This window comes from Pandoraea horticolens, from assembly GCF_902459555.1.
GTDB classification, from domain to species: domain Bacteria; phylum Pseudomonadota; class Gammaproteobacteria; order Burkholderiales; family Burkholderiaceae; genus Pandoraea; species Pandoraea horticolens.
Window position 1 is genome coordinate 23,337 of the sequence record NZ_CABPSM010000009.1, and the last position, 22,287, is coordinate 45,623.

Sequence of the window (22,287 nt, forward strand, 5' to 3'; positions counted from 1 at the left end):
TTTTATTGATATTTCTGTCTTCGTGATGCTGCCGGAGATGCCAATCCGGTCAAATATGTTCACATACGGGAACAAAATAGAACGAATGAAAAGGAATGGCAACAAATTGGCATTCGGATGTGCGAGATGTCATACGCTATCTGCGGGCGCGTCCACGATCAGGGCCGGGTTCAAGCGCCGGATGCGCTGATCGATGAAGTATCCGCCGCCTTCCTGATAGCGAAGATAAAGGCGCCCGCATTCGCGGCATCGGCAGACGTTCGCGCGGTTGTATGGAAAGTAGCGAGGCGCAATCGGCGCGTCGACAGTCCAATACGACGTGCCGTCGGGATGATACTCACTGAACGTCGGCTCCTGTGAGTCGTGCAATGCCATGAGCGTGCCCATGGCTTCCAGTTGATGGTCGGGCAGCGAGTTCGGCAGACTGGCCCAGCCGTCGAGCGGGGTTTTCGTGCATTGGCAGGCGGTGGAGATGTGACCGACCGATTGGGCGAGCGCGAGGAGTGCCGCGTGATCGAGATAAGTGAGATCGCTCATGTGGAATGTCGGATTGGCTTTGCGCCGGTTTCGTTACAGCGACCGCTCGATGGCCTGACCGAGCAGCGACAGGCCGAGATCGACTTCTTCCTCGCTGACGGTCAACGGCGGTGCGATGCGAAAAACGCCCCCCATGCCGGGCAGTTGGACGATGTTCATGCTCAGGCCGAGATTCATGCATTCGCGTGTGATCTTCGCGCCGAGGCCGTCCGCCGGCGCTTTGGTGCGGCGGTCCTTGACGATTTCCATCCCGAGCAGGAGGCCGCGTCCGCGCACATCCCCCACGCACTCGAAGCGTTCCATCAGACCAAGCAGCCCGTTGCGCAGACGCTCGCCCATGACATTGGCGCGGGCCACCAGGCCGTCGCGGGCTACCACGTCGAGCACGCGCAGGCCGACGGCCGCCGGTAGCGGGTCGGAAACATGGGTCGTATAGAACAGATAGCCACGCTCGTGGGCGCGATCCTCGATCTGGGCCGATGTCACGATGGCGGCGAGCGGCAGCCCGGCGCCAAGTGTCTTGGACAGGGTCAGAATGTCTGGCGTCACGCCGTCCCGTTCGAACGCGAACATCGTGCCGGTTCGACCGACGCCTGTCTGCGCTTCGTCGAGAATCAGCAACATGCCGCGTTCTTCGCACTTGCGCTTGAGCGCTGCCAGATAGCCGGGCGGCAACTCGATGATGCCCCCCGAGCTAAGAATTGGCTCCGCAATGAAGGCGGCGAGATTACCGCTGGACTGGCGATCGATCAGGTCGAACGCGTAGTCCAGCTCGGCGAGATAGTCGTACTGTCCGGCGGGGCCGAAGCGCGGGCGGTAAGTGAACGGTGCGGGAATCGCGAATGAGCCCACGGCGGCCGGCCCGACGCCTTGGCGGCCAGCACTGTAAGTCGCCGATGCCGCCGCACCCGTCATGCCGTGCCAGGACTGCGCGAAACCGACGATCTCGTACTTGCCGGTCACGAGCTTCGCCATGCGAATGGCCGCCTCGTTCGATTCGGCGCCGGTGCTCAGCAGCATGACCCGGTCCAGCCCCTGCGGCGTGAGATCGGCGAGTCGCTTGGCAAGATCGACCACCGGTCGCGAGAGCATGCCGCTGAACAGGTGATCGAGTCGTCCAATGGACTCGGTGACGACCGAGACAATATCAGGATGGCTATGGCCAAGTACTGCACTCATCTGGCCCGAGGTGAAGTCGAGAATTGCCCGGCCGTCGGCGTCGTAGACGAAGCTGCCTTGCGCCCGCTCGATGATCATCGGCTCGAACGTACCGCCGTAGCGAATCAGATGCTGCCGGGCATTGCGCCAGAAGTCGGCGTCTTGGTTCTTGGACACGAGGAAATCTCCGATAGACAAAGCGACAAAGGGGAGAGTCAATCACCGCTTGCAGTCTAAGCAGCGCTCTGCTTTCATGGAAGCGAATAATGCTAATGAAAGATAGAAGTGAGGCGAATACCTTGAGTATGTCTCTTGAAATCGATCTGCTGCGCTCGTTCGTTGCGATTGTCCAAGCCGGCTCGCTCAGCCGTGCGGCGCAGCGAATTGCCCGCACGCAGTCGGCGTTGAGCCAACAGATGAAGCGTCTGGAAGTCATTGTCGACCAGCCGCTGTTGCAGCGCACCGGGCGAGGTGTTGTGCTGACGAGCCCCGGCGAGCGCCTGCTTGGGCATGCGCAGAGAATTCTCCGGGTGCACGACGAAGCCATGGCGGATATGTCGGGGCGTGGGCTGAGCGGCACCATCCGCTTCGGCTGCCCGGACGACTATGCCACCGCATTTCTGCCCCATTTGCTGCGCGAGTTTGCCGTGGCGCACCCCCATGCGCTGGTCGAAGTCATTTGTGGACCGACGCCGCGGCTGCTTGAACAACTGAAACGGCACGCGCTGGATTTGGCGCTGATTTCCCTGCCGGAAGGGGTGGGCGAGGGCAGTGTCATCCGCCGCGAGCCGTTGGTATGGATCGGGAATCCGGGGCTGGAAGCAGTGCTTGCCAATGCGTGCGAACCGCTGCCGCTGGCGTTGTCCGACCCCGACACGCTCGACCATATCGCGGCTTGCGAGGCGTTGACGCAGGCGGGCCGGGCGTATCGCATTGCCTATGCGAGCAGCAGTCTGTCCGGGCTGATAGCGTTGGCGCGTTCGGGGCAAGCGTTTGCCGTCATGACCCAGACTGCGGTGCCCTCGGATTTACGCATTGTTACAGGTGATACGCTGCCGCCGTTGCCGTCTGTCGGGATTACGGTAAAGTTCGATCGCGCACGCCCGAATCACCTGAGCACGGCGTTTGCCGATCACATCCGGCAGACGCTGGCGGTGTTGTAGCAGGGGAAACGGATAGGGCACGTCAGCCGGTTCCTGTCCGGGTGAATTTGAAGCACAATTGCGCGTGGTTTCGAGGCGGAGGCAGCAGCATCCGCGCTATTCAAGAAAAAGTCGGGTTCCGGGCCTTCGGAATATGTAACGAAGGCGGAGAATCCGGGGGTGATTCCGTTTTTTGTATCGAGGTCGATATGTTGTCGCGTTTCGTGGCATTTTTCCTGGTGATTGGTTCGCTGCTCTCTCTGGCAGCCTGCAATACTGTCGATGGCGTGGGGCAAGATATCTCTGGCGCCGCGCGCACGGTCAAGCGGGCACTGTAAGCTGCGCTGGCACCGTGCCAGGGGCCGGTGTCATTGGGGAATGCTTGTAATCTACGGCTTCACTTCATCAACGACTATCCGGTACAGCCCATCCATGAGCCAGCAAAAGCCCGTTGAATATGCATCCGCCACGCCCGAGGTCAAGGCCGTCTTCGATGACATCAAGGCCACTCGCGGCGTGCCCGACGTCAACAATTTCTGGAAGTACATTGCCCAGCACCCGCCGACACTCGAGCGCACGTGGGACAGCGTCAAGGATGTGATGGCGCCGGGCGCGCTCGACCCGCTCATCAAGGAACTGATCTATGTGGCGGTCAGTGTCACGAACAACTGCGGATATTGTGTGGCCAGCCACACGGCGGCGGCGCGGCGCGCGGGGATGACTGACGAGATGTTCGGTGAACTGCTTGCCGTTGTCGGCATGGCTAACGAAACGAACCGGCTCGCGGTGGGGTATCGCGTGCCGATCGATCCTGCATTCGAGTAATTCGGGTCAAAGGAAGGACGGATCAGCGCGCGAGACCGCGCGCGATCCATTGCCGATACTGCCGCGTCTGGCATGCCGTGCGTTGCCCGTGAGGATCAGGCCCGCCCCCCCTGTGCCCACGCGTCGTAGAGCCGCAATAGCGCGTCGGACGGCGCGTGGTCGGCATCCGCCATGTTCTCCTCCATGGCCGCCTTGGCAATGCGGTTGGGGATCGATGTGCCATTGGGCAGCGTGAGGGGCGTAAAGAGTGCCATGGTCGATGCCTCGAAACCTGTCAACGCTGATCGACGCCATCGAGCAACGCGCCGAAGGGGAGGATTGTCAGACGGCAGCCCTGCGCTTGCTGACGTCGGTTCGCCTGCGCCAGAGCCTGCGTCAGAACATACCGCAGACGATTCCCCCGCGCAGCGCAGGAAGAAAGCGCGCCTGAAACCGATGCTCGTATTTTGCCTCCGGTTTCTGCTGTTCTCCCCGCTTTGTTGCCCTTTTTTACACCGCCCTCCAGACGGACCTTGGCCCCTTTCCGCCTCTCAGACATAAACCCAACTCGCTGCAGAAAGGAGCCAAGGTCCGTCTCCGTTCCCGTCCGTTGTGCTTCTCTTTCCTATGGCTTCTTGCCTCAGGGGCTCCCGCTCTCTCATGGGACCGCCCAGAAACCATGTCGCGACAGGTGCTTTGGAAACCCGTTATGCTTCTTTGCTTAATGCTTGGCTTAACCTTTTTTTCGGTGACCATTTTTTGTCATCGTATTCGCTTTTCTGGAGTTCCCGCTCGTGGCCGCTTTCGAAATCGACGATATCGTCTCCTCACTGCACTCCGCACGCCTGCGCTGGCGTGACAGCCAACGTCGCCTGCTCGAATCCGGTGGACGCGATCTGCCCTCCCGTGAACGACTCGCAGAAATCATCACACAATTCAAAGGCGTCCTCTTTCCCATGCGCCTCGGACCCCTCGACCTTCACCAGCAAGGCGAAAACTATTACGTCGGCCATACCCTCACCAGCGTCCTCAACGACCTCTCGGAACAAGCGCGACTCGAATGGCGCTATAAGGCCCGGCACAACGCCGAGATCACTCAGGCCCTCATCGAGGAACGCGCCCACTCAGCTATTCAAGAATTCGCCAGCAAACTCCCGGAAATCCGCGAACTGCTCGACTGCGACGTGCTCGCCGCCTATCAAGGTGACCCAGCCGCCGGCAGCGTCGACGAAGTCCTGATCTGCTACCCCGGCATCCACGCCATGATCCATCACCGGATCGCCCACGAACTCTATCGCCTCGAACTGCCACTGCTCGCCCGCATCATCGCCGAACAAGCCCACTCGGATACCGGTATCGATATCCACCCCGGTGCCCAAATCGGTGCCGGCTTCTTTATCGACCACGGAACCGGCGTGGTCATCGGTGAGACCGCAATCCTCGGCCAACGCGTGCGCGTATATCAAGCCGTCACGCTCGGCGCCAAACGCTTCCCCGCCGACGACGACGGCAATCCGCGCAAGGGACTCGCTCGCCACCCGATCGTGGAAGACAACGTGGTCATTTATGCCGGTGCGACAATTCTCGGCCGAGTCACGATCGGCCAAGGCTCCGTCATCGGCGGCAACGTCTGGCTAACGCAAGACGTTCCCCCCTATAGCAACATCACTCAAGCCCGCTCCCGCACAGAAGCCGGCTCGCCCCCCGTCTCCGGATGCGATAACGACCCATCCTGATCCATGCGCCGCCGCGACACTTTCCTTCAAACCGTCTGCGGCGGTGCAGCGATTCGCGCCCGCACTTCCGGCGATGCCAAACACGTCGCCACCGCCTCGAAGCCCGGCGCACCAGCGTAGGGCGCTACGCGCACCGGCGGGCTGTGATTGGCCGGACACAACACGATGGCCTCGTCAGGGCCAACAGCCGTCAGATCGAGAATGGCCGACGAACGCGTCATCACGAAGAGCGGCTGCCTGCGCACCTTGATATATCTGCGCAAGTAGCGAATCAGCGCTTCCTGTGTGCTTCGCTCAAGATCCTGTTCGATCAAGTCGATAACCAACGCCCCGGCACGTTCACCCTCCAGCGATACAAGCAGCACGGCCAGTGCGTCGGACTCTGTGGCGCCTTCGTCCCGCAACCACGCCGTCGCGTGATCGACGCGCGCGCGTAGCGCCACGTCACGCTCAAGCGCGAGACGAGCGGTACGGCATCCTTCTCCCAGTCGATCGTCCAACCCCAGAAACGTGGCGCCGGGTAACGCCTGCGCCAATCGCATCGCCAACCGGGTCTTGCCGCTCCCCAACGATCCGATGATGTAGTTCAAGGGACGAATGTCTCGCCATTCGAACCATTCGCCACCCCACGGCCACGGCAGTTCAAAGGCGACGCTCGGGGCCGCCTGTTCGACGAGGCCGGGCAATTCGCCTTCGGCAGGCATTCGACCTGCAGCCAGTCCCGCACGCAAGCTTCTCACTGCCTCCAGCCGCCGCAGCCGATCACGAATCTCGTCGTCAAGCACACTGTCGTGCGAAGCCAACGCGCTCGCCAATGCTTGCGAATCGCCTCCGCTCAGTACGCGGGCCACCTGCGCCAGGCTTAACCCCAAGGCGCGCAGCGCGACCACTTCAGCAGCCCGCGCCATGTCGGCCGGGCCATAGATGCGATAGCCCGCCGCTGTTCGACCCGGCGAAACCAATCCGTGCTGCTCGTAAAGCCGCAAAGCCTTGTTCGAGACGCCCAGCCGTCGCGCAGCATCCGACGCATTCAGGCGGACCGCAGAATCCTTCATCGTTCACCTCGTTGTGTTGACCCGGTTGACGCCATCGTCAGGCTGGCCCCAAGGGGCAGGTCAACAGTGATCGATGTCGCATCGAACGGGTGCCCAACGCCTGGTAAGCGCCACCGCTCGTCAGGCAAGCCCCGCCGCGCCCGCAACGGCGCATAACGCGACCACAGCAAGCGGCGGCGCTTGCCATCGGGTCAACAGGACGAAGGCAACGGCGGCAACGGCAAAATCGGCGGGGCCGTGTACAGCGCTCGTCCACACGGGGGAGTACAACGCCGACGCCAGAATGCCGACGACCGCCGCATTCACCCCGGCCAGCATCGCGGCAGTTGTCGCCCGCTCGCGCAGCGCTTGCCAATGCGGAAGGGCGGCGATGACGAGCAGCAATCCCGGCAGGAATATGCCCGCAGTCGCCAGCGTCGCGCCGAGCCACGGATGCGTCGGGCTTCCCGAAAGCCAACCCAGAAACGTCGCGAAGGTGAAGAGGGGGCCGGGCACCGCCTGCGCGGCGCCGTAGCCGGCGAGGAAGTCGTTGGCCGATACCCATCCCGTGACGACAGTCTGCTCCTGAAGCAGCGGCAGCACGACATGACCACCACCGAACACGAGTGCCCCGGCACGGTAGAAGCCGTCAAGCACCCCCACGGGGCGGTCGCCTGTGAGCTGGTACAACACCGGAAGGCCGAACAGCAGGGTGGCGAAGAGCACGAGCGCGAGGGCACCCGCCGTCCGCGAAATCCGGAATCGAAGCGGCGACACCGCCTGGCTTGCCGCCGGATCGGCCGAGCGCAGCAGTGTGTAGCCGAGCGCCGCACCCAGCGCGATCACGATGAGTTGGGCAAACTGCGTTGTCGCGAACGCGAGAATGACGATCGCGACCAAGGCGATGCCTGCGCGACGTGCGTCCGGGCATAGCCGTCTCGCCATGTCCCAGACGGCCTGCGCCACGACAGCGACCGCCATCAGTTTGAGCCCATGCAGTACGCCATCCCCCACCGGACCGCCAAGACGCGGTGCCACGATGGCGAACACAAGCAGCAGCAATACGGAGGGCAGTGTGAACCCGCACCACGCTGCGACGCCCCCCAGCCAACCGGCGCGAAGCAAGCCGATGGAGAATCCAACCTGACTGCTCGCCGGTCCGGGGAGAAACTGGCATAAGCCGACCAGATCCACAAAGCTCGCGTCGTCGAGCCAGCGGCGACGCTCGACGAACTCCCGCCGGAAGTAGCCAATGTGGGCAACCGGCCCACCAAAGCTGGTCAGGCCCAGTACGAGAAACGCACGTAACACGTCGAGTGCTGCGCGTAGATTCGACGGGGCGACGCCGGAGGCTGCCTCGCTATCGGTTTTCAAGGTAGGACTCAACGTTAGTGATCTGGGGGAAAAGGCTGCAAGCATAACCTCAAGGCGATGACGGAAGCATGACCTGACGCCGCCTCGATGCTCTCCAGCTTACGCGATGTCCGTCAGCAGAACACTCGCCACATGACGTAGAGAGCTGGCCACCGTCGACGCTGTCTCGACTCCAGTCGAGACAGTGGGCAGCCCTCGGCCCTGCGGGGATTAAGGCCGCGGGCGGTGCTCGACGGTCTGGCCAAGCGGGACAACGTTTCATCTGGGGCACTGAGAACTTACCTTCGTGCAGACGGCACGCTGAGCGCGCGGCGAGGACCGACTCCGCAAGGCTGGCACGCGGCCAATGTGAGCCGCAGCCTCGCCTCTTGTCTTGCATTGATAAGGGCGATTTGTGCATGTGTGGTTGGTGTGCCTCTGCGACAATCGGAAGCGTGCGGCGGGCTGCGACGATGACAGGTACGCTGCGATCGAAAGCGCTTCCGTGAGATGAATTCAATGTTTCCCGTTTCTGGCGCTGGCGCCCCGCGCTCCCAGCTTCCCGTGACGACCCCTACGTCGGCGCAACCTGCTCTGTCAACCTCAATTGCACCGCAGTCGTCCACCCTTGGCGTCAACGTGCACGAGGTGCGCCAAGCGGATGGATGGTCCCGTATGCCGTCGAGTTTGGGTCAACTCCTGCCACCTCTCAGAACGATGACGAGCACCGGACCGGCCCCGGAAAACGTGCGCGAGTCGACATCAACGCGGCCGACGATTATCGGCGTCGATGTGCGCTTAGTGAACCAGACGGATCAGACTGAGGGGCAAACGGAACCGGCTATCCATGCCGGGGTGGGGGGCGCCTTGCCGAATTTCATCCAACGGCCACCGCCCTCCGAAACACCGCAAATACTGGATAGGTTGCTGGACTACCAATGCAGCGTTCTCGTACCTGAGGTCAATGCCGAAGCGTTAGCCTGCGTGCCGTGGGATTCAGTCCAACGACCGCCCCCTTCTGCAACACCGCTGATCATGGAGTGGGTGCAGGGAAACATGGACATGGAGGCCGCACCGGCGGCACTGCAGGCCAATGCCGGAGCGCTGGCCGATAGGCCGTCGAGTTCGGTCCCGCGACCGCTTGCCCTCGCAACACCGGTCGTCACCTCGAACAGCGAAGCGGAAAGGCGGTCAGCGCCCCACGACGTAAGCAATAGAAGGGAAGCAGTTTTCATGCCGCCCCCGGCCAAAATCCTTCGACAAAGGACTGGCGCGTCGGACGGGAACGCGAAGATCACCGTCGCTATGCTGCGACAGTGGGCGGTCCTCGGCCAAGCGGGGATTCAGGGCGTGGGCAGGCTCGACGGCCTGGCCAGGCGGGACAACGTCTCAGTGGTGGCACTGAAAAATTACTTTCGTGCAGACGGCACGCTGACCCCGCGCGGCGAGGACCGGCTCAACCGAGGCGGAAAAGCGGAGATCACCGACACCATGTTGCGACAGTGGGCGGCCCTGGGTCAGGCGGGGATTAAGGCTGCGGGCGGGCTCGACGGTCTGGCCTGGCGGAACAACGTCTCAGTGGCGGCACTGAGAACTTTCCTTCATGTTGACGGCCGCCTGACCCAGCGCGGCGAGGACCGGCTCAACCCACGCGAGAAAGTGGAGATCACCGTCGCCATGTTGCGACAGTGGGCGGCCCTCGGCCCGACGGGGATCAAGGCCGCGGGCAGGCTCGACGGCCTGGCCCGGCGATACAACGTCTCAGTGGCGGCACTGAAAAATTACCTTCGTGCAGACGGCACGCTGACTCAGTTCGGGGAGGAGCGGCTCAACCCAGGCGGGACCGTGGAGATCACCGGCACCATGTTGCGACAGTGGGTGGCCCTCGGCCGCGCGGGAGTTGAGGCCGCGGGCGGGCTCGAGGGTCTGGCCCGGCGGAACAACGTCTCAGTGGCGGTACTGAGAACTTACCTTCATGTAGACAGCCGCCTGACCCAGCGCGGCGAGGACCGGCTCAACCCGGGCAGGAAAGTGGAGATCACCGTCGCCATGTTGCGACAGTGGGCGGCCCTCGGCCAGGCGGGGATTAAGGCTGCGGGCGGGCTCGACGGCCTGGCCCGGCGGGACAACGTTTCAGTGGCGGCACTGAAAAATTACCTTCGTGCAGACGGCACGCTGACCCAGTTCGGGGAGGACCGGCTCAACCCAGGCGGGACAGTGGAGATTACCGACACCATGTTGCGACAGTGGGCGGCCCTCGGCCCGGAGGAGATTAAGGCCGCCGGCGGGCTCGACGGTCTGGCCCGGCGGGACAACATCTCATCTGTGGCACTGAAAGGTTACCTTCGGGCAGACGGCCGCCTGACCCCGCGCGGCGAGGACCGGCTCAACCCAGGCGGGAAAGCGGAGATCACCGACGCCATGTTGCGACAGTGGGCGGCTCTCGGCAAGACGGGGATCAAGGCCGCGGGCGGGCTCGACAGTCTGGCCAGGCGATACAACGTTTCAGTGGCGGCACTGAAAAGTTACCTTCGTGCAGACGGCACGCTGAGCCTGCGCGGCGAGAACCGGCTCCGCAAGGCTGGCACGCCGCCAATGTGAGCCGCAGCCTCGCCTCCTGTCTTGCATTGATAAGGGCGATTTGTGCATGTGTGGTTGGTGTGCCTCTGCGACAATCGGAAGTGTGCGGCGGGCTGCGACGATGACAGGCACGCCGCGATCGAAAGCGCTTCCGTGAGATAAATTCAATGTTTCCCGTTTCTGGTGCTGGCGCCCCGCGCTCCCGGCTTCCCGTGACGCCCCCTACGTCGGCGCAACCTGCTCTGTCAACCTCAACTGCACCGCAGTTGTCCACCCTTGGCGTCAACGTGCACGAGGTGCGCCAAGCGGATGGATGGTCCCGTATGCCGTCGAGTTTGGGGCACCTCCTGCCACCTCTCAGAACGATGACGAGCACCGGACCGGCCCCGGAAAACGTGCGCGAGTCGACATCAACATCAATGCGGCCGACGATTATCGGCGTCGATGTGCGCTTAGTGAACCAGACAGATCAGACTGAGGGGCAAACGGAACCGGCTATCCATGCCGGGGTGGGGGACGCCTTGCCGAATTTCATCCAACGGCCACCGCCCTCCGAAACACCGCAAATACTGGATAGGTTGCTGGACTACCAATGCAGCGTTCTCGTACCTGAGGTCAATGCCGAAGCGTTAGCCTGCGTGCCGTGGGATTCAGTCCAACGACCGCCCCCTTCTGCAACACCGCTGATCATGGAGTGGGTGCAAGGAAACATGGACATGGAGGCCGCACCGGCGGCACTGCAGGCCAATGCCGGAGCGCTGGCCGATAGGCCGTCGAGTTCGGTCCCGCGACCGCTTGCCCTCGCAACACCGGTCGTCACCTCGAACAGCGAAGCGGAAAGGCGGTCAGCGCCCCACGACGTAAGCAATAGAAGGGATGCAGTTTTCATGCCGCCCCCGGCCAAAATCCTTCGGCAAAGGACTGGCGCGTCGGACAGAAAAGCCAAGATCACTGACGCCATGCTGCGACAGTGGGCGACCCTCGGCCCGATGGGGACTCAGGCTGCGGGCGGGCTCGACGGTCTGGCCTGGCGGTACAACGTCTCATCTGCGGCACTGAAAGCTTACCTTCGTGCAGACGGCACGCTGCACCAGCGCGGCAAGGACCGGCTCAACCCAGGCGGGACAGTGGAGATCACTGACGACATGTTGCGGCAGTGGGCGGCCCTCGGTCCGACGGGGATTAAACGCGCGGGCGGGCTCGACGGCCTGGCCCGGCGGTACAACGTCTCATCTACGGCACTGAAGGCTTACGTTCGTGCAGACGGTACGCTGCACCAGCGCGGCGAGGACCGGCTCAACCCAGGCGGGAAAGTGGAGATCACCGACGACATGTTGCAACAGTGGACGGCTCTAGGCCCTGCGGAGATTAAGGCCGTGGGCGGGCTCGGCGGCCTGGCCCGGCGGAACAACGTCTCAGTGGCGGCACTGAAAACTTACCTTCGTGCAGACGGCACGCTGACCCAGCAGGGCGAGGACCGGCTCAGCCCGGGCGGGAAAGTGGGGATCACCATCGCCATGTTGCAGCAGTGGGCCACCCTCGGCCCGACGGGGATTCAGGCTGCGGGTGGACTCGACGGTCTGGCCAGGTGGGACAACGTCTCAACTGTGGCACTAAAAACTTACCTTCGTGCAGACGGCACGCTGACCCAGCGCGGAGAGGACCGGCTCAACCCAGGCGGGAAAGTGGAGATCACCGACGACATGTTGCGACAGTGGGCCACCCTCGGCCGCGCGGGAATTGAGGCCGCAGGCGGGCTCGACGGTCTGGCCCGGCGGGACAACGTCTCCGCTGTCGCACTGAAAAGGTACCTTCGAGCAGACGGCACGCTGCACCAGCGTGGCGAGGACCGGCTCTACCCACGCAGGAAAGTGGAGATCACCATCGCCATGTTGCGACAGTGGGCGGCCCTCGGCCAGGCGGGGATTAAGGCCGCAGGCGGGTTCGACGGCTTGGCCAGGCAGGACAACGTCTCAGTGGCGGCACTGAGAAATTACCTTCGTGCAGACGGCACGCTGACCCAGTTCGGGGAGGACCGGCTCAGCAAGGCTGGCACGCCGCCAATGTGAGCCACAGCCCCGCCTCCTGTCTTGCATGGGTAAGGGCGATTTGTGCACGTGTGGTTGGTGTACCTCTGCGACAATCGGAAGCGTGCGGCGGGCTGCGACGATGACGGGCACGCCGCGATCGATAGCGCTTCGGTGAGATGAATCATTGTTTCCCGCTTCTGACGCTGGCGCCCCGCGCTCCCAGCCTCCCGTGACGACCTCCACGTCGGCACAGCCTACTACGTCAACCTCAAAGGGATGATCATCGAAAACGCGTATCACGCGTATTCCGACGACACGGTTTTGTTAGCCACGCTAAATCCAGAGACTCGCCGGGACTGAGGTTTGCAGAACCCGTCCGTTTCCCCAAATAGGTGGCGGAATCGGACGACAAAGTGAAAACTGCCACAACCGGCGGTTCGTTTCTGTAATCGGGCGGCCTTGTGCCGCGTTAACGTGTGCCCCTTTTTGCTGCGAGCGTTGTGCCTTGCGAGGGCGCGAAGGCATATCGCAGCAAGACTCAAGGGAGACACGTCAAATGACACGACTGCATCATGCAATACCGCACCACGCTCATCGACCCGCTGCCCACGCGCATAACGCTCGACCGCGCCGCATGCATCCGGCATTTGTCGACGACTGGCGCACTGGCGCGCCGATCCCTCGACGGGAACTGCATCATGCCAGCCATTCACGGATGACCCCTCGTTCAACCGCACGCGAGACGGCGGCCGCCGAGACCCTTCGCGGGTCGAGCAACACAAGGAGTCGGGAAGGGTCTCACGCCGCCTTCGCGCTGGGGTTGCTGACAGTGGTTTGCGCGGCAGGCGTGGCAAGCGCGGCCATTGTGCCAGGTGCCCCTGTCACCAGTTTGCGCTCGATGAGCCGCAGAAGCGTGTCCACTGACGTGCCGACCGTAGCGGCACCCGCAGCGTTGACGCGTTCGGAAACGCTCTCCGGCTTTTATGCGTTGCTGCGCGTGTGGCCGTCCGACCCCGGTGGTCAGGGCGTGATGGCGCAGTGTCTGCCAACACACCGGATGAGATCGGTCGGCAACCCGGCGATATCGGCGCATAGCAATGAAGCCCTGCGAGCGGGACTGACGACGTACCGTAGCGACATCCAGCGCGCCGTCGTCGCGCTGATCCGGGAAGCGGTTGCCACCTCAGACGCGCAGACGCGCGCGGCATTTGCCAATGCCGATATCCTGGTTCCCAGCCATAAATCGCTGATTGTCGAGCATACGGGGACGCTAGGCTCGACACCGACGCGGGTGGCTTACCACGCGTCTCACGCTATCTCGCTCCACCTTCGCGATGAAGTCGGCACGTGGCGCGAATTTGCACTGTCGCTCGCCTACGAGGCGCCCGCGCTCATCACGCCCGTCGCGGGGTGCGGTCCGCGTAACAAATTTGGGCAACGGTGCTTTGGCGAGACGTATGGTCCCGTGTTCTGGGGCGCGCGTTGGGCGGCGATCGAGTCCCGTATTGGCGAGAACGATGAGATGCGATTCACGCTGAAGACGGCAGGGGCTTCGATCTCACCTGGTTGGCCGTCTCCGGAGTCGTCGGTGATCGACTCACCGGATATGGAAGAAGTTGCCGAGCTGTTGCTCGATACCTTGGCGAAAAGCTCCCCTCGGGACCGTCGCGAAGCGCAGGACGCGTTTGTCGGGCCACGGTCCCGGCGGGATGCGCTCGCCGATATCGGTGGGACAAGGGCATTGGCGTCGCGACTCTCCATGACAGGGCTCGAATGTCTCGCTGCCGTGGTGCATGCCGACAAGTTGCATCAGGACGCCATTGCCCTGTTGCAGCACCTTTGGCCCGATGCTCCCGTGAAGGCACCTCGTGAGGCGGTGTCGCATGAGCCATCACTGCCTCCCGTCATCCAGCATGAACCGTTCTCGGGGCCATATGGACGAGGCGTAGCGTGGTCCTTGCCACCAGACGTCTACGTCGAATACCTTCCGGATCGGGCGCAAAACGGCGTGAAGGTCTTCCAAATCGACGGCGATCTATATGGCGCGTCGGTGGCGCGTACGCGCAAACACGCCTCGGATCTTCGGCCGCTCAAGGACATGCGCGCCGAGTTGGGACCGGAATCCCTGTGCCGCATCTCGCGCGGTGTCGGGGCCGACGTCGACGGAATGTGTCTCGAATGTCATGGAGAACAGGAAGGCGAAGTCTCGGTCACGGAGCAGGGGGCAACGGTGACGCAGCATCAGGTGATCGAGGCGTCGCCGCTCGTGCGTTTGCGTGTCGCAGTATATTCTCAGGCCGTTTCGACTTCCGATGGCGGCCTTGCATTCTTCGCCTTCGGACGTCTTGGTCACTTCGACGAGGAAGGGGCGCCGCGTGTGTCGGCACAATCGCCTGTCGTGGACTCCTCGCTCTACGCATCCGAGTTGAACGGCGAACTGACCTACTACGAGCAGGCGTCGACAGACGGCCCGGTCGGCGGGCGGCGCGTGAGGCTGACGCTCGGGAATATGCCGATCGCGGCGCCGTTCGGTACGTATCGGGACAGGCACAATACGCTGCATGGCGTGGTGCAACTCTCGCACGACGTCTACTACCGGTTCACACTGCCGATCGGCGATGCCGCGAGATCGACCCATCAGGTTCATCTGCATTATCGCCAGGCGGAGCATCGCGATATCCGGGAGTATCGGACTGCACAGAATCATCGTGCAGCTGCCGAGAACGCGATTGTGTTGCCAATGATCTCTTATGGCGAGGCACGAACGCTGTTGCAGTTGTATCTCAAAGTCTGGGAAGACGCGCCGTCACCAGCAGACGTATGGCGCGGGCTCGAGGATATTTCGCTGTCCGTGGTCGAGGCAAGGCGGGCGATTCACACCTTGACGCACGCGATCGAACATCGGGTCGCAGCGTCGCGGACACCGGCCGCGTCGCCGGGCGCGAGCGGGTTTTCGCCGCCGCAGGAGGTCGATGCAGCATTGATGCCGATGTTCAATCGGTTATGGAGCCGTTGGCAGGGGTATCCGGCGCAGGCCGAAGCGTTCATCAACGCGATTTCGCGTGACTTCGTGTCGCGCCCGGCACCGCTCGCCGTGTGGTCGCAATTGCCTTTCGTCGGGGATGTGCAGACAACGCGCGACGTGCTGTCGATATTCGAGACGCTGTTCCCCGACATGCCCAACCTGCAGGGGCTCGTCACCGGTTCCGCGCGCGCGGCGCGCGACGTCGGCGATCAGATGCGCGAGGTGTCCAGGAACGCAAACATTGCCGTCGCAGAAGTCACGCTCGTCGACGGTACGCGAACGATCTACTACTGCATGTCAGGGCTTCAGCGAAGGGAATTGCGAACGAGCGCATCGAACGTGCGCATCGTGGACGCAGGTAGGGCGTATAAGCAGCGGCAAGATAACGTCATCAATCAACGCCGTAAAGCGCCGCGTACGGGAACGGACCTCACTTTTACGGAACCGCCTCATTTACGGTATGTAATGGCTGATGCCGACCTGCCGACGTACAATGCCGCGACGCGGGGCGCTCAGGCCCGCACGCTCGACACCGAGAGAATGATCCTGGCGCAGATCTACGCCGATCATCCGTCAGGCGAAAATGTCATTCGCTCAATTGTGATGTGCTCGCGCCTGCCGTTCTGCGATTCGTGCGCGGTCAATCTCGCGATGGTCCCGTACCACTACCCGGACGCCGAGCTGCGGTTCTACTATGTGTCGCCGTCACCGCGCGATCGCCAGGCGCCAGGCAGCGCTACATCCGAAGCGCCTTCGCCCGCATCAGCAGCAGCGCGGCCGCCGGGTCGTACCGGGGACGGCACGGGTCGACGGCGCATGACACCCCGTCAGCAGGACGCCTGATCGTTTTTCGCCTATATTGACCGGTCTCGACGCCGATCCCGGCGTCGGATCACTGCCCGCATCGCCGTTCGCCACAGCAGGGCGGCGCGTTGCGGGCACTGTGCCAATGGGCAAAGGAACGATGCACGCATGACGGTGCCCGAATTCCTCTCGCGCGAGCCCGCCATCGGGCTGGGCAGCGCGGCGCGAGACCTTTACCGTGCGCTCTGGCGTCATGCGCACGGTGCGCGGATGCACCTGCTTGGCGCCGCCGGTTTGCTGTCGGCCGCGCAATTGCTGCGTCTGACCATGCCTTGGCTGGCTGCCCAAGCGATCAACGCGCTTCAGCAAGGCGACATGGCGACGGCAGGCCGCTGGATCGTCTACCTCGTCGGCCTCTATCTGTTGTCGTGGATGCTCCACGGTCCGGGCCGGATACTCGAGCGAAACGTCGGGGTACGCGTGCGTGTGCGGTTGGCCGACGAACTCTATGCGCGCATTGCCGCAGCACCGCTGGCATGGCGCGACGGCCGGCATTCGGGCGAGTTGCAGCATCGTGTGGTGCAGTCCAGCCGCGCGCTGTCCGACTTCGCCCAGAATCAGTTCGGCTATCTGCAAAACACTTTCAATTTCGTCGGTCCGCTGGTGGCACTGGCGTTGCTGTCGCGCACGAGCGGCGTGATTGCCGTGACCGGTTATGTCGTCATCGCGCTCATCATCCTGCGTTTCGATCGCGTGCTTATGCAGCTCGCCCGTGCGGAGAACGACGCCGAGCGACGCTATGCGGCAGCGCTGCTCGACTTCGTCGGCAACGCGGGGACCGTGATTGGCCTGCGGTTGCAGGCGGCGTCGCGCAAGGTGCTGGGGCGTCGCATGGAGGCGGTAATGGTCCCGCTGCGACGCACCGTAACGGTGAACGAAGGCAAATGGTTCGCCGTCGATATTCTCGGTATGGGGCTGACGTGGATTCTGGTGGTCGTCTATGTATTGCAATCGCGTGAGCCGGGGCAAGCGGTGTTGCTCGGCACGGTGTTCATGATCTATCAGTACGCGCAGCAAGCTGCGACCGTGGTGGGGTCGATGGCCTCGAATTTCCAGAGCTTCGCGCGTATGCATACGGATTACGGCAGCGCCGAACCCATCTGGGCGGCGCCGAGCGATCCCGGCGCCGTTGTGCCCGCCATCGTGCCCGATGCGCCCTGGGCGACGCTGGCGTTGCGCGGCGTGACGTGGCATTACACAGACGACGCTCGCGGTGGACTGCACGGCGTCGATCTCGTGCTCAAACGCGGCGCGCGCGTGGCGCTCGTCGGCCCGAGCGGCGGGGGCAAGAGCACGTTGCTGCGCACGCTCGCGGGGCTCTACCTGCCGCAGCAAGGCGAATTGCGGCGCGACGGTGCCTCAGCGCAGTGGGCCGAACTGCGAACACTGGCGACGCTGATCCCGCAGGAGGCGGAAGTGTTCGAGGCGAGCGTGGAGGAAAACCTGACATTCGGCGAACCGGCCGACGCCCAATCCCTGCGTGAGGCGGTGCATGCCGGTGTGTTCGACGATGTACTCGAGCACCTTCCCGATGGACTGGCGAGTGCCCTCAACGAGCGCGGTGGCAACCTCTCGGGCGGTCAGCGGCAGCGATTGGCGTTGGCGCGCGGGGCGTTGGCGGCGCAGGGAAGTTCGCTGTTACTGCTCGACGAACCGACCAGTGCCCTCGACCCGTTGGCCGAAGCCCGGGTGTTCGACCGCATGTATGCGGCATTCCCGACGGCGTGCATCGTCGCATCGGTGCACCGGCCAAGTCTGCTCGAACGGTTCGACACGATCGTCGTGATGGAGGGCGGGCGAGTGGTGGATTCCGGTCCACGCGACGAGGTGCTCGCGCGACGGACTTAGCAGACATAACAGACGTAATAGACATAACGTCAGCGAGTTCCGGGGGCAGGCGAGTGGCCTGTGAAATGGCGGCACGTTGAACGGCAAAGCGGGCGTCGCCGTTAGATCGTTGCGCCGGAACCCATGCCGGGCACGAACAGGTGAGGCTTGTTTGTCATGCATCAAAACGACGTCGTTGCTCCTCATCGAATTCGGCTATGCTGGCGGCTACACGCGCTTAACGGTCGGCAATAGAGGTCCCTATACGGGCGTCCATCGATGGTGCGGGGGCATATTGTCTTGCCCCTGAGGCTGCAGGCGAACCCAAAACTCTGTCACGCTTTCATGTCTATCCCGGCAGTCTTCATCAGCATTGCGATCCTATCGTGCGTCATGAGCGTGGCCGTTCTGGGCTCGCTATTCCAGGCACAAGTCCCTGGGGTGCGCCTTTGGTGCGTGGCGAGCGGACTGCTGGTCATCACCTCCGCACTGCTGCTTTCGGGAACGTCAGACATTGTCGTAGTGACGGCAAGCAGTCTGCTGGTCATCGCGTCGCTTCTCGGCCTGCGCGGCTTCCGGCAATTTCTGAACCAACGAGCCTCGGTCGCCTGGGAGTATGTCGCCGTCGGCGGCATCCTGTTCATGCTGGTTTACTGGACGTTTGTCTCGCCGCACGTTGATGCCCGCAGCACCATGATTTCGGGTTTCATTGCATACGTTCGCTTCCATATCGGCTGGTCGGTGCTGAAATACCGGCCGCCGGGTCGCCCCAAGTACGCCTATTACTTCGTGTCGATTGCGGCTGCGCTTGGGGCTGTGGTCCACGCCGTCCGTGCCATTTCGTACGGACTCGGCTTCGCCCACGAGACCGTATTTCTGGAGCCGACGCCGTTGAACGTCATGTTTCTTGGCATGGCGGCGCTGACGTTGCCATGTCTGTCGGTCGGTATGGTGCTGGTGGCCCATGACCGGCTGTCGGATCGGATGGAGCGTCTGGCGACGTTCGACGACCTGACGGGGGTGCTCGCACGCCGAGCCTTCATCGCTCGCGCCGAGGCCATTGCCCACGCAGCGGCGGCGAGGAAGGCCGTATTCTCCATCGCCATTCTGGATATCGATAAATTCAAGCGCATCAACGACCGATACGGGCACGCCGCGGGGGATCTTGCGCTTGCTCGTGTGGCGTCACTGATTTCCCACGCCGTACGCGAGGACGATGTGGTAGGGCGCATCGGCGGGGAAGAGTTTGCGTTATTGCTGCCGTCCGCCACAAAGGAAGAGGCCGGGCGCCTTGTCGACCGGCTGCGTGCCATTGTCGCCGCGTCGGGGTCGTGTGTGCCGGGCGCGGACGTGGTGCCCACCCTCAGCGCGGGTGTCGACGCGTACTGCGAGGGCGACACGCTCGCGTCGGTAATGGCGCGAGCCGACGCCGCGCTCTATGCCGCCAAGGCGAACGGCAGAAATTGCGTCATGGTCGCTCCGGCGGTGGACGCCCGCCAATGGAAACGTCTCCCGACAGGGTCAAGCGAGTTGGCTTCCGGCAATATCACCTCCCGTTGACAGGACATCTATCCCCATGAAAGTCAGCGTCGCCTATATTGAGGAGCCCCCGTTCTACTGGACGGGTTCGGATAATCTCGCTACCGGTGCCGACATCGAATTGGCCGACGTGACGCTTCGCGCGATCGGCGCATCAGATGTCGAGTTTGTGCCGACGACGTTCGAGGAACTGCTGGTGGGGGTGCAAGAGGGTCGGTGGGACATGACGGTGCCCTTGTTCGTCTCCGCCGAGCGGGCGCGGTCCGTTGCTTTCAGCGTGCCGGTTTGGGCCTTGGGCGACGGCTTTGTCGTTCGACACGGCAATCCGAAAGCGCTCGTCCGCTATGAAAGCGTGGCGACACGTAGCGATGTAATCCTCGGCCTCGTCACCGGGACCGTGCAGCGCGACACGGCCATGAACGCGGGAGTGCCGGACAAACGGATCGTGACCTTCAAGCGTCAATCCGACGCTGTGGCGGCGCTTGTCGCCGGCGAGATCGATGCGTATGCGGCCACAGCGCTCGGCAATCGCGAAATCGCCGCCGCGCACCGGGAACTCGAAGCCGTTGCACACGAAGCGACGGCGAACGGTAGCGCGCCGGTCGGGGCGTTCTCCTTCAAGCGAGACAACCAGACGCTACTGAACGCTGTGAACCGCCAACTGCGTCGGTATCTGGGCTCGGCCGATCACCGCAAGCGTATGGCCAAGCACGGCATCACGGAGACGGAAATCGATAGCGTCGTGGAACGCGCGGCAGAATGAAGGGGCGTCGTTCGGAGATTGACGAATAGACGCCTAGTGACGAACCGGGCAGCGGCATTAAAGCAACGCGCCTCGCCAGATCACTCGCCCGACGATATCCAGGCTTTCCAACGGTGCCTGAATGGGTGTGTACTGCGCGTTGTCCGATATGAGCGACACCATGCCGCCAAGCTGACGCTGCAAGCGTTTGATTAGCAGGTCGCTGCCATCGCGCAGTACGTAGACCTCGCCGTCAGCCGGACTTGCGGCCTGTCGATCGACGACGAGCGTGTCTCCCGCCCGAAACGTTGGCGACATGGCGTTGCCCTCGACGCGCATCGTTGCCAGATGGGCCGGATCGTACCCGTGGCGCGCAAGCCACTCCTGGCAAAACGCTAGTTGCACCAATTTCTCCGGCGTCGCCTGCGGAACGGTGCAGTCCGCGTCGTCACCCCGGTAAAGCGGTAAAAGCGTCAGATGGTTTTCCGGCCAACTGTCACGAACCGTCACCTCCATCGCACCGTGCCCCGTGATTAACCACTCCAGCGTCACGCCCCCCGCCTCGGCCAGCGCCATCAATACGCGCCGTGAAGGCTCCGCGCCCCCGAGGTACTTCTGAAATCCGCTCGATGAGATTCCCGCCTGGCGCACTAGCGCGCTCGCGTTGCCCGCACGCTCGACCAACAAACGCAACCGTGCAATGAAGTCGTCGTCGGTGTCGTGTGCGGAAGCTCCGGCATTGCCGCCGTAGATCACCGCCTTGTCCGCTTTCGTCACGTGTCTCTCCCGCCGCTGTTCGGGATCAATATCCCGCTGTCGCGATAACTATAGCGATAAATATCATTAAGATCATTCTCTATAAGGCAATAAAATCACCCGATAGCGAATTTCGCTACATGATGATAGCGCAACGACGGCGTTGTCACACGATTAGGTGACCAAGGAGAGAATGAATGGCCGTAACCCTAACGAATCGCGGCACACGAGCCGCGGAGGCCCGGCGATGACTTTGCGCGTCGGGGTACATCCGAACAATCTGCATCTGCAATTGGCTGCGCTGACGTGGCCGGATCGCTGGCCGGCGAACGTGCCTGACGTGGCGTTCGTGGCCTACCGTGAAGGGCGCGATACCGGCCATCTGATCGCCGGTGACGTCATTGATGTCGGGGGCACCGGTTCGACACCGCCGCTGCTCGCACAGCATGACGGCGTGCCGCTTGTCTACGTTGCGGCGTCGGCACCGCGGGGCGCGAATGGGGCTATCGTGGTCCGTGGTGCTGACGCGCCCGTCGATGTATCGGCATTGGCCGGTCGCCGCATCGCTTTGCTCGATGGTTCTTTTCACACCTCCTTTCTGGCTGCCGCGCTTGAGCGCGAGGGCCTGTCGTTACGTGACGTCGAACGTATCGAACTGGCACCGGCGGATGCCTGCCGTGCGCTTGACGAGGGTCGGGTCGACGCGTGGATCGCCATGGCCCCCTGGCTTTCGCGAGTGCGCGTTGAATTCCCCCGGTGGCGCGTGCTGACGGATATCGGTGCTTATGTGCCTAACCGTTCGGTGTTTTGGGCCCATCGTGACGCCGTCGAGCGTCATCGCGCATCCCTCGACGCCGTGTTCTCCGCGCTGAGCGCATTGGGTCAGGATGTCGCGAACCATCCCGCACCTTATGCCGAGCGACTCGCCAACGCCGGGATTTCGGGCGCGGACGCCGCCTCGTGGCGCACTTCACTGGCGGCGCGCGACTGGCAACTGCATGCCTGCGACGGTGTTTTCTACGCCGAACAGCAAAGCGAGGCCGATCTGCTTCATCGCCACGGCGATTTATCGCGAGCGCTGGACATCCGGCAAACGGTGCCATCTGCGCCATTGAATTTCTCGTCAGCGGCTTCCACGCGCTGAATATCTTCCCTCTTGG

Annotated in this window: 18 protein-coding genes and 1 pseudogene; 12 read left to right on the forward strand and 7 right to left on the reverse strand. The window is 63.0% G+C overall.

All coding sequences use genetic code 11. From position 1 onward, the window contains the following. Window positions 1-129: 129 nt before the first annotated feature. Together PHO31112_RS15560 and PHO31112_RS15565 are read right to left on the reverse strand one after the other, a co-directional pair. Window positions 130-537: a hypothetical protein gene (locus PHO31112_RS15560; RefSeq protein WP_150621320.1), complete on the reverse strand. Its 408-nt coding sequence runs from the start codon at window positions 535-537 to the stop codon at window positions 130-132. A 33-nt stretch (window positions 538-570) separates the two neighbouring features. Next, window positions 571-1,872 (reverse strand): aspartate aminotransferase family protein, encoded by a 1,302-nt coding sequence (locus PHO31112_RS15565; RefSeq protein ID WP_150621321.1) that lies wholly within the window; start codon window positions 1,870-1,872, stop codon window positions 571-573. Between the two features lie 95 nt (window positions 1,873-1,967). On the opposite strand from PHO31112_RS15565, the gene PHO31112_RS15570 reads away from it, so the two are divergent. The 3 genes from PHO31112_RS15570 to PHO31112_RS15575 all read left to right on the forward strand — a co-directional run bounded on the left by PHO31112_RS15570 (window position 1,968) and on the right by PHO31112_RS15575 (window position 3,662). Then, entirely contained in the window at window positions 1,968-2,858 is an 891-nt protein-coding gene (locus PHO31112_RS15570) for a LysR family transcriptional regulator (RefSeq protein ID WP_150621322.1), read from the forward strand. A gap of 188 nt (window positions 2,859-3,046) precedes the next feature. Next, window positions 3,047-3,175 (forward strand): hypothetical protein, encoded by a 129-nt coding sequence (locus PHO31112_RS27920; protein ID WP_010804177.1) that lies wholly within the window; start codon window positions 3,047-3,049, stop codon window positions 3,173-3,175. A 94-nt stretch (window positions 3,176-3,269) separates the two neighbouring features. Further along, window positions 3,270-3,662 carry a carboxymuconolactone decarboxylase family protein gene (locus tag PHO31112_RS15575; RefSeq protein ID WP_150621323.1) on the forward strand — a complete coding sequence of 131 codons (393 nt, stop codon included), beginning with the start codon at window positions 3,270-3,272 and terminating at the stop codon, window positions 3,660-3,662. Window positions 3,663-3,713: 51 nt separating this feature from the next. On the opposite strand, the pseudogene PHO31112_RS15580 reads toward PHO31112_RS15575, so the two are convergent. Further along, a pseudogene (locus tag PHO31112_RS15580) lies at window positions 3,714-3,916 on the reverse strand (2,4-dienoyl-CoA reductase); the annotation flags it as partial. A gap of 5 nt (window positions 3,917-3,921) precedes the next feature. On the opposite strand from PHO31112_RS15580, the gene PHO31112_RS27165 reads away from it, so the two are divergent. Together PHO31112_RS27165 and epsC are read left to right on the forward strand one after the other, a co-directional pair. Next, window positions 3,922-4,092 carry a hypothetical protein gene (locus PHO31112_RS27165; RefSeq protein ID WP_174995731.1) on the forward strand — a complete coding sequence of 57 codons (171 nt, stop codon included), beginning with the start codon at window positions 3,922-3,924 and terminating at the stop codon, window positions 4,090-4,092. Between the two features lie 343 nt (window positions 4,093-4,435). After that, a complete protein-coding gene (epsC, locus tag PHO31112_RS15585; RefSeq protein WP_150621324.1) occupies window positions 4,436-5,377 on the forward strand; it encodes a serine O-acetyltransferase EpsC in 942 nt (313 codons plus the stop codon). A 26-nt stretch (window positions 5,378-5,403) separates the two neighbouring features. On the opposite strand, the gene PHO31112_RS15590 is transcribed toward epsC, so the two are convergent. Both PHO31112_RS15590 and chrA read right to left on the reverse strand, forming a co-directional pair. Further along, on the reverse strand, window positions 5,404-6,432 hold the full coding sequence (locus PHO31112_RS15590; RefSeq protein WP_150621325.1) for a MerR family transcriptional regulator: 1,029 nt from the start codon (window positions 6,430-6,432) through the stop codon (window positions 5,404-5,406). A gap of 120 nt (window positions 6,433-6,552) precedes the next feature. Beyond that, on the reverse strand, window positions 6,553-7,785 hold the full coding sequence (gene chrA / locus PHO31112_RS15595) for a chromate efflux transporter (protein WP_246178254.1): 1,233 nt from the start codon (window positions 7,783-7,785) through the stop codon (window positions 6,553-6,555). Between the two features lie 1,284 nt (window positions 7,786-9,069). On the opposite strand from chrA, the gene PHO31112_RS15600 reads away from it, so the two are divergent. Beyond that, on the forward strand, window positions 9,070-10,365 hold the full coding sequence (locus PHO31112_RS15600; RefSeq protein WP_150621327.1) for a hypothetical protein: 1,296 nt from the start codon (window positions 9,070-9,072) through the stop codon (window positions 10,363-10,365). A 938-nt stretch (window positions 10,366-11,303) separates the two neighbouring features. After that, complete coding sequence (locus PHO31112_RS15605; protein ID WP_150621328.1) at window positions 11,304-12,413, forward strand: hypothetical protein; 1,110 nt, start codon at window positions 11,304-11,306, stop codon at window positions 12,411-12,413. A 759-nt stretch (window positions 12,414-13,172) separates the two neighbouring features. Here PHO31112_RS15605 and PHO31112_RS27925 read toward each other — a convergent pair. After that, a complete protein-coding gene (locus PHO31112_RS27925) occupies window positions 13,173-13,295 on the reverse strand; it encodes a hypothetical protein (protein ID WP_281355098.1) in 123 nt (40 codons plus the stop codon). Here PHO31112_RS27925 and PHO31112_RS15610 point away from each other — a divergent pair. From PHO31112_RS15610 to PHO31112_RS15625, 4 genes are all read left to right on the forward strand, one after another. Next, a complete protein-coding gene (locus tag PHO31112_RS15610) occupies window positions 13,288-16,242 on the forward strand; it encodes a deaminase domain-containing protein (RefSeq protein WP_174995732.1) in 2,955 nt (984 codons plus the stop codon). The genes PHO31112_RS27925 and PHO31112_RS15610 overlap by 8 nt on opposite strands. A 129-nt stretch (window positions 16,243-16,371) precedes the next feature. Further along, on the forward strand, window positions 16,372-18,111 hold the full coding sequence (locus PHO31112_RS15615; protein ID WP_150621330.1) for an ATP-binding cassette domain-containing protein: 1,740 nt from the start codon (window positions 16,372-16,374) through the stop codon (window positions 18,109-18,111). A 372-nt stretch (window positions 18,112-18,483) separates the two neighbouring features. Continuing rightward, window positions 18,484-19,650, forward strand: a complete 1,167-nt coding sequence (locus PHO31112_RS15620; protein WP_246178257.1) for a GGDEF domain-containing protein — start codon at window positions 18,484-18,486, stop codon at window positions 19,648-19,650. A gap of 16 nt (window positions 19,651-19,666) precedes the next feature. Then, window positions 19,667-20,392, forward strand: a complete 726-nt coding sequence (locus PHO31112_RS15625; RefSeq protein WP_150621332.1) for a transporter substrate-binding domain-containing protein — start codon at window positions 19,667-19,669, stop codon at window positions 20,390-20,392. 57 nt (window positions 20,393-20,449) lie between these two features. Here PHO31112_RS15625 and PHO31112_RS15630 read toward each other — a convergent pair whose 3' ends face one another. Then, window positions 20,450-21,148, reverse strand: a complete 699-nt coding sequence (locus PHO31112_RS15630; RefSeq protein WP_150621333.1) for a LexA family transcriptional regulator — start codon at window positions 21,146-21,148, stop codon at window positions 20,450-20,452. A gap of 226 nt (window positions 21,149-21,374) precedes the next feature. Here PHO31112_RS15630 and PHO31112_RS15635 point away from each other — a divergent pair, with 226 nt between their 5' ends. Beyond that, complete coding sequence (locus PHO31112_RS15635; RefSeq protein WP_174995733.1) at window positions 21,375-22,271, forward strand: ABC transporter substrate-binding protein; 897 nt, start codon at window positions 21,375-21,377, stop codon at window positions 22,269-22,271. Window positions 22,272-22,287: the final 16 nt, after the last annotated feature.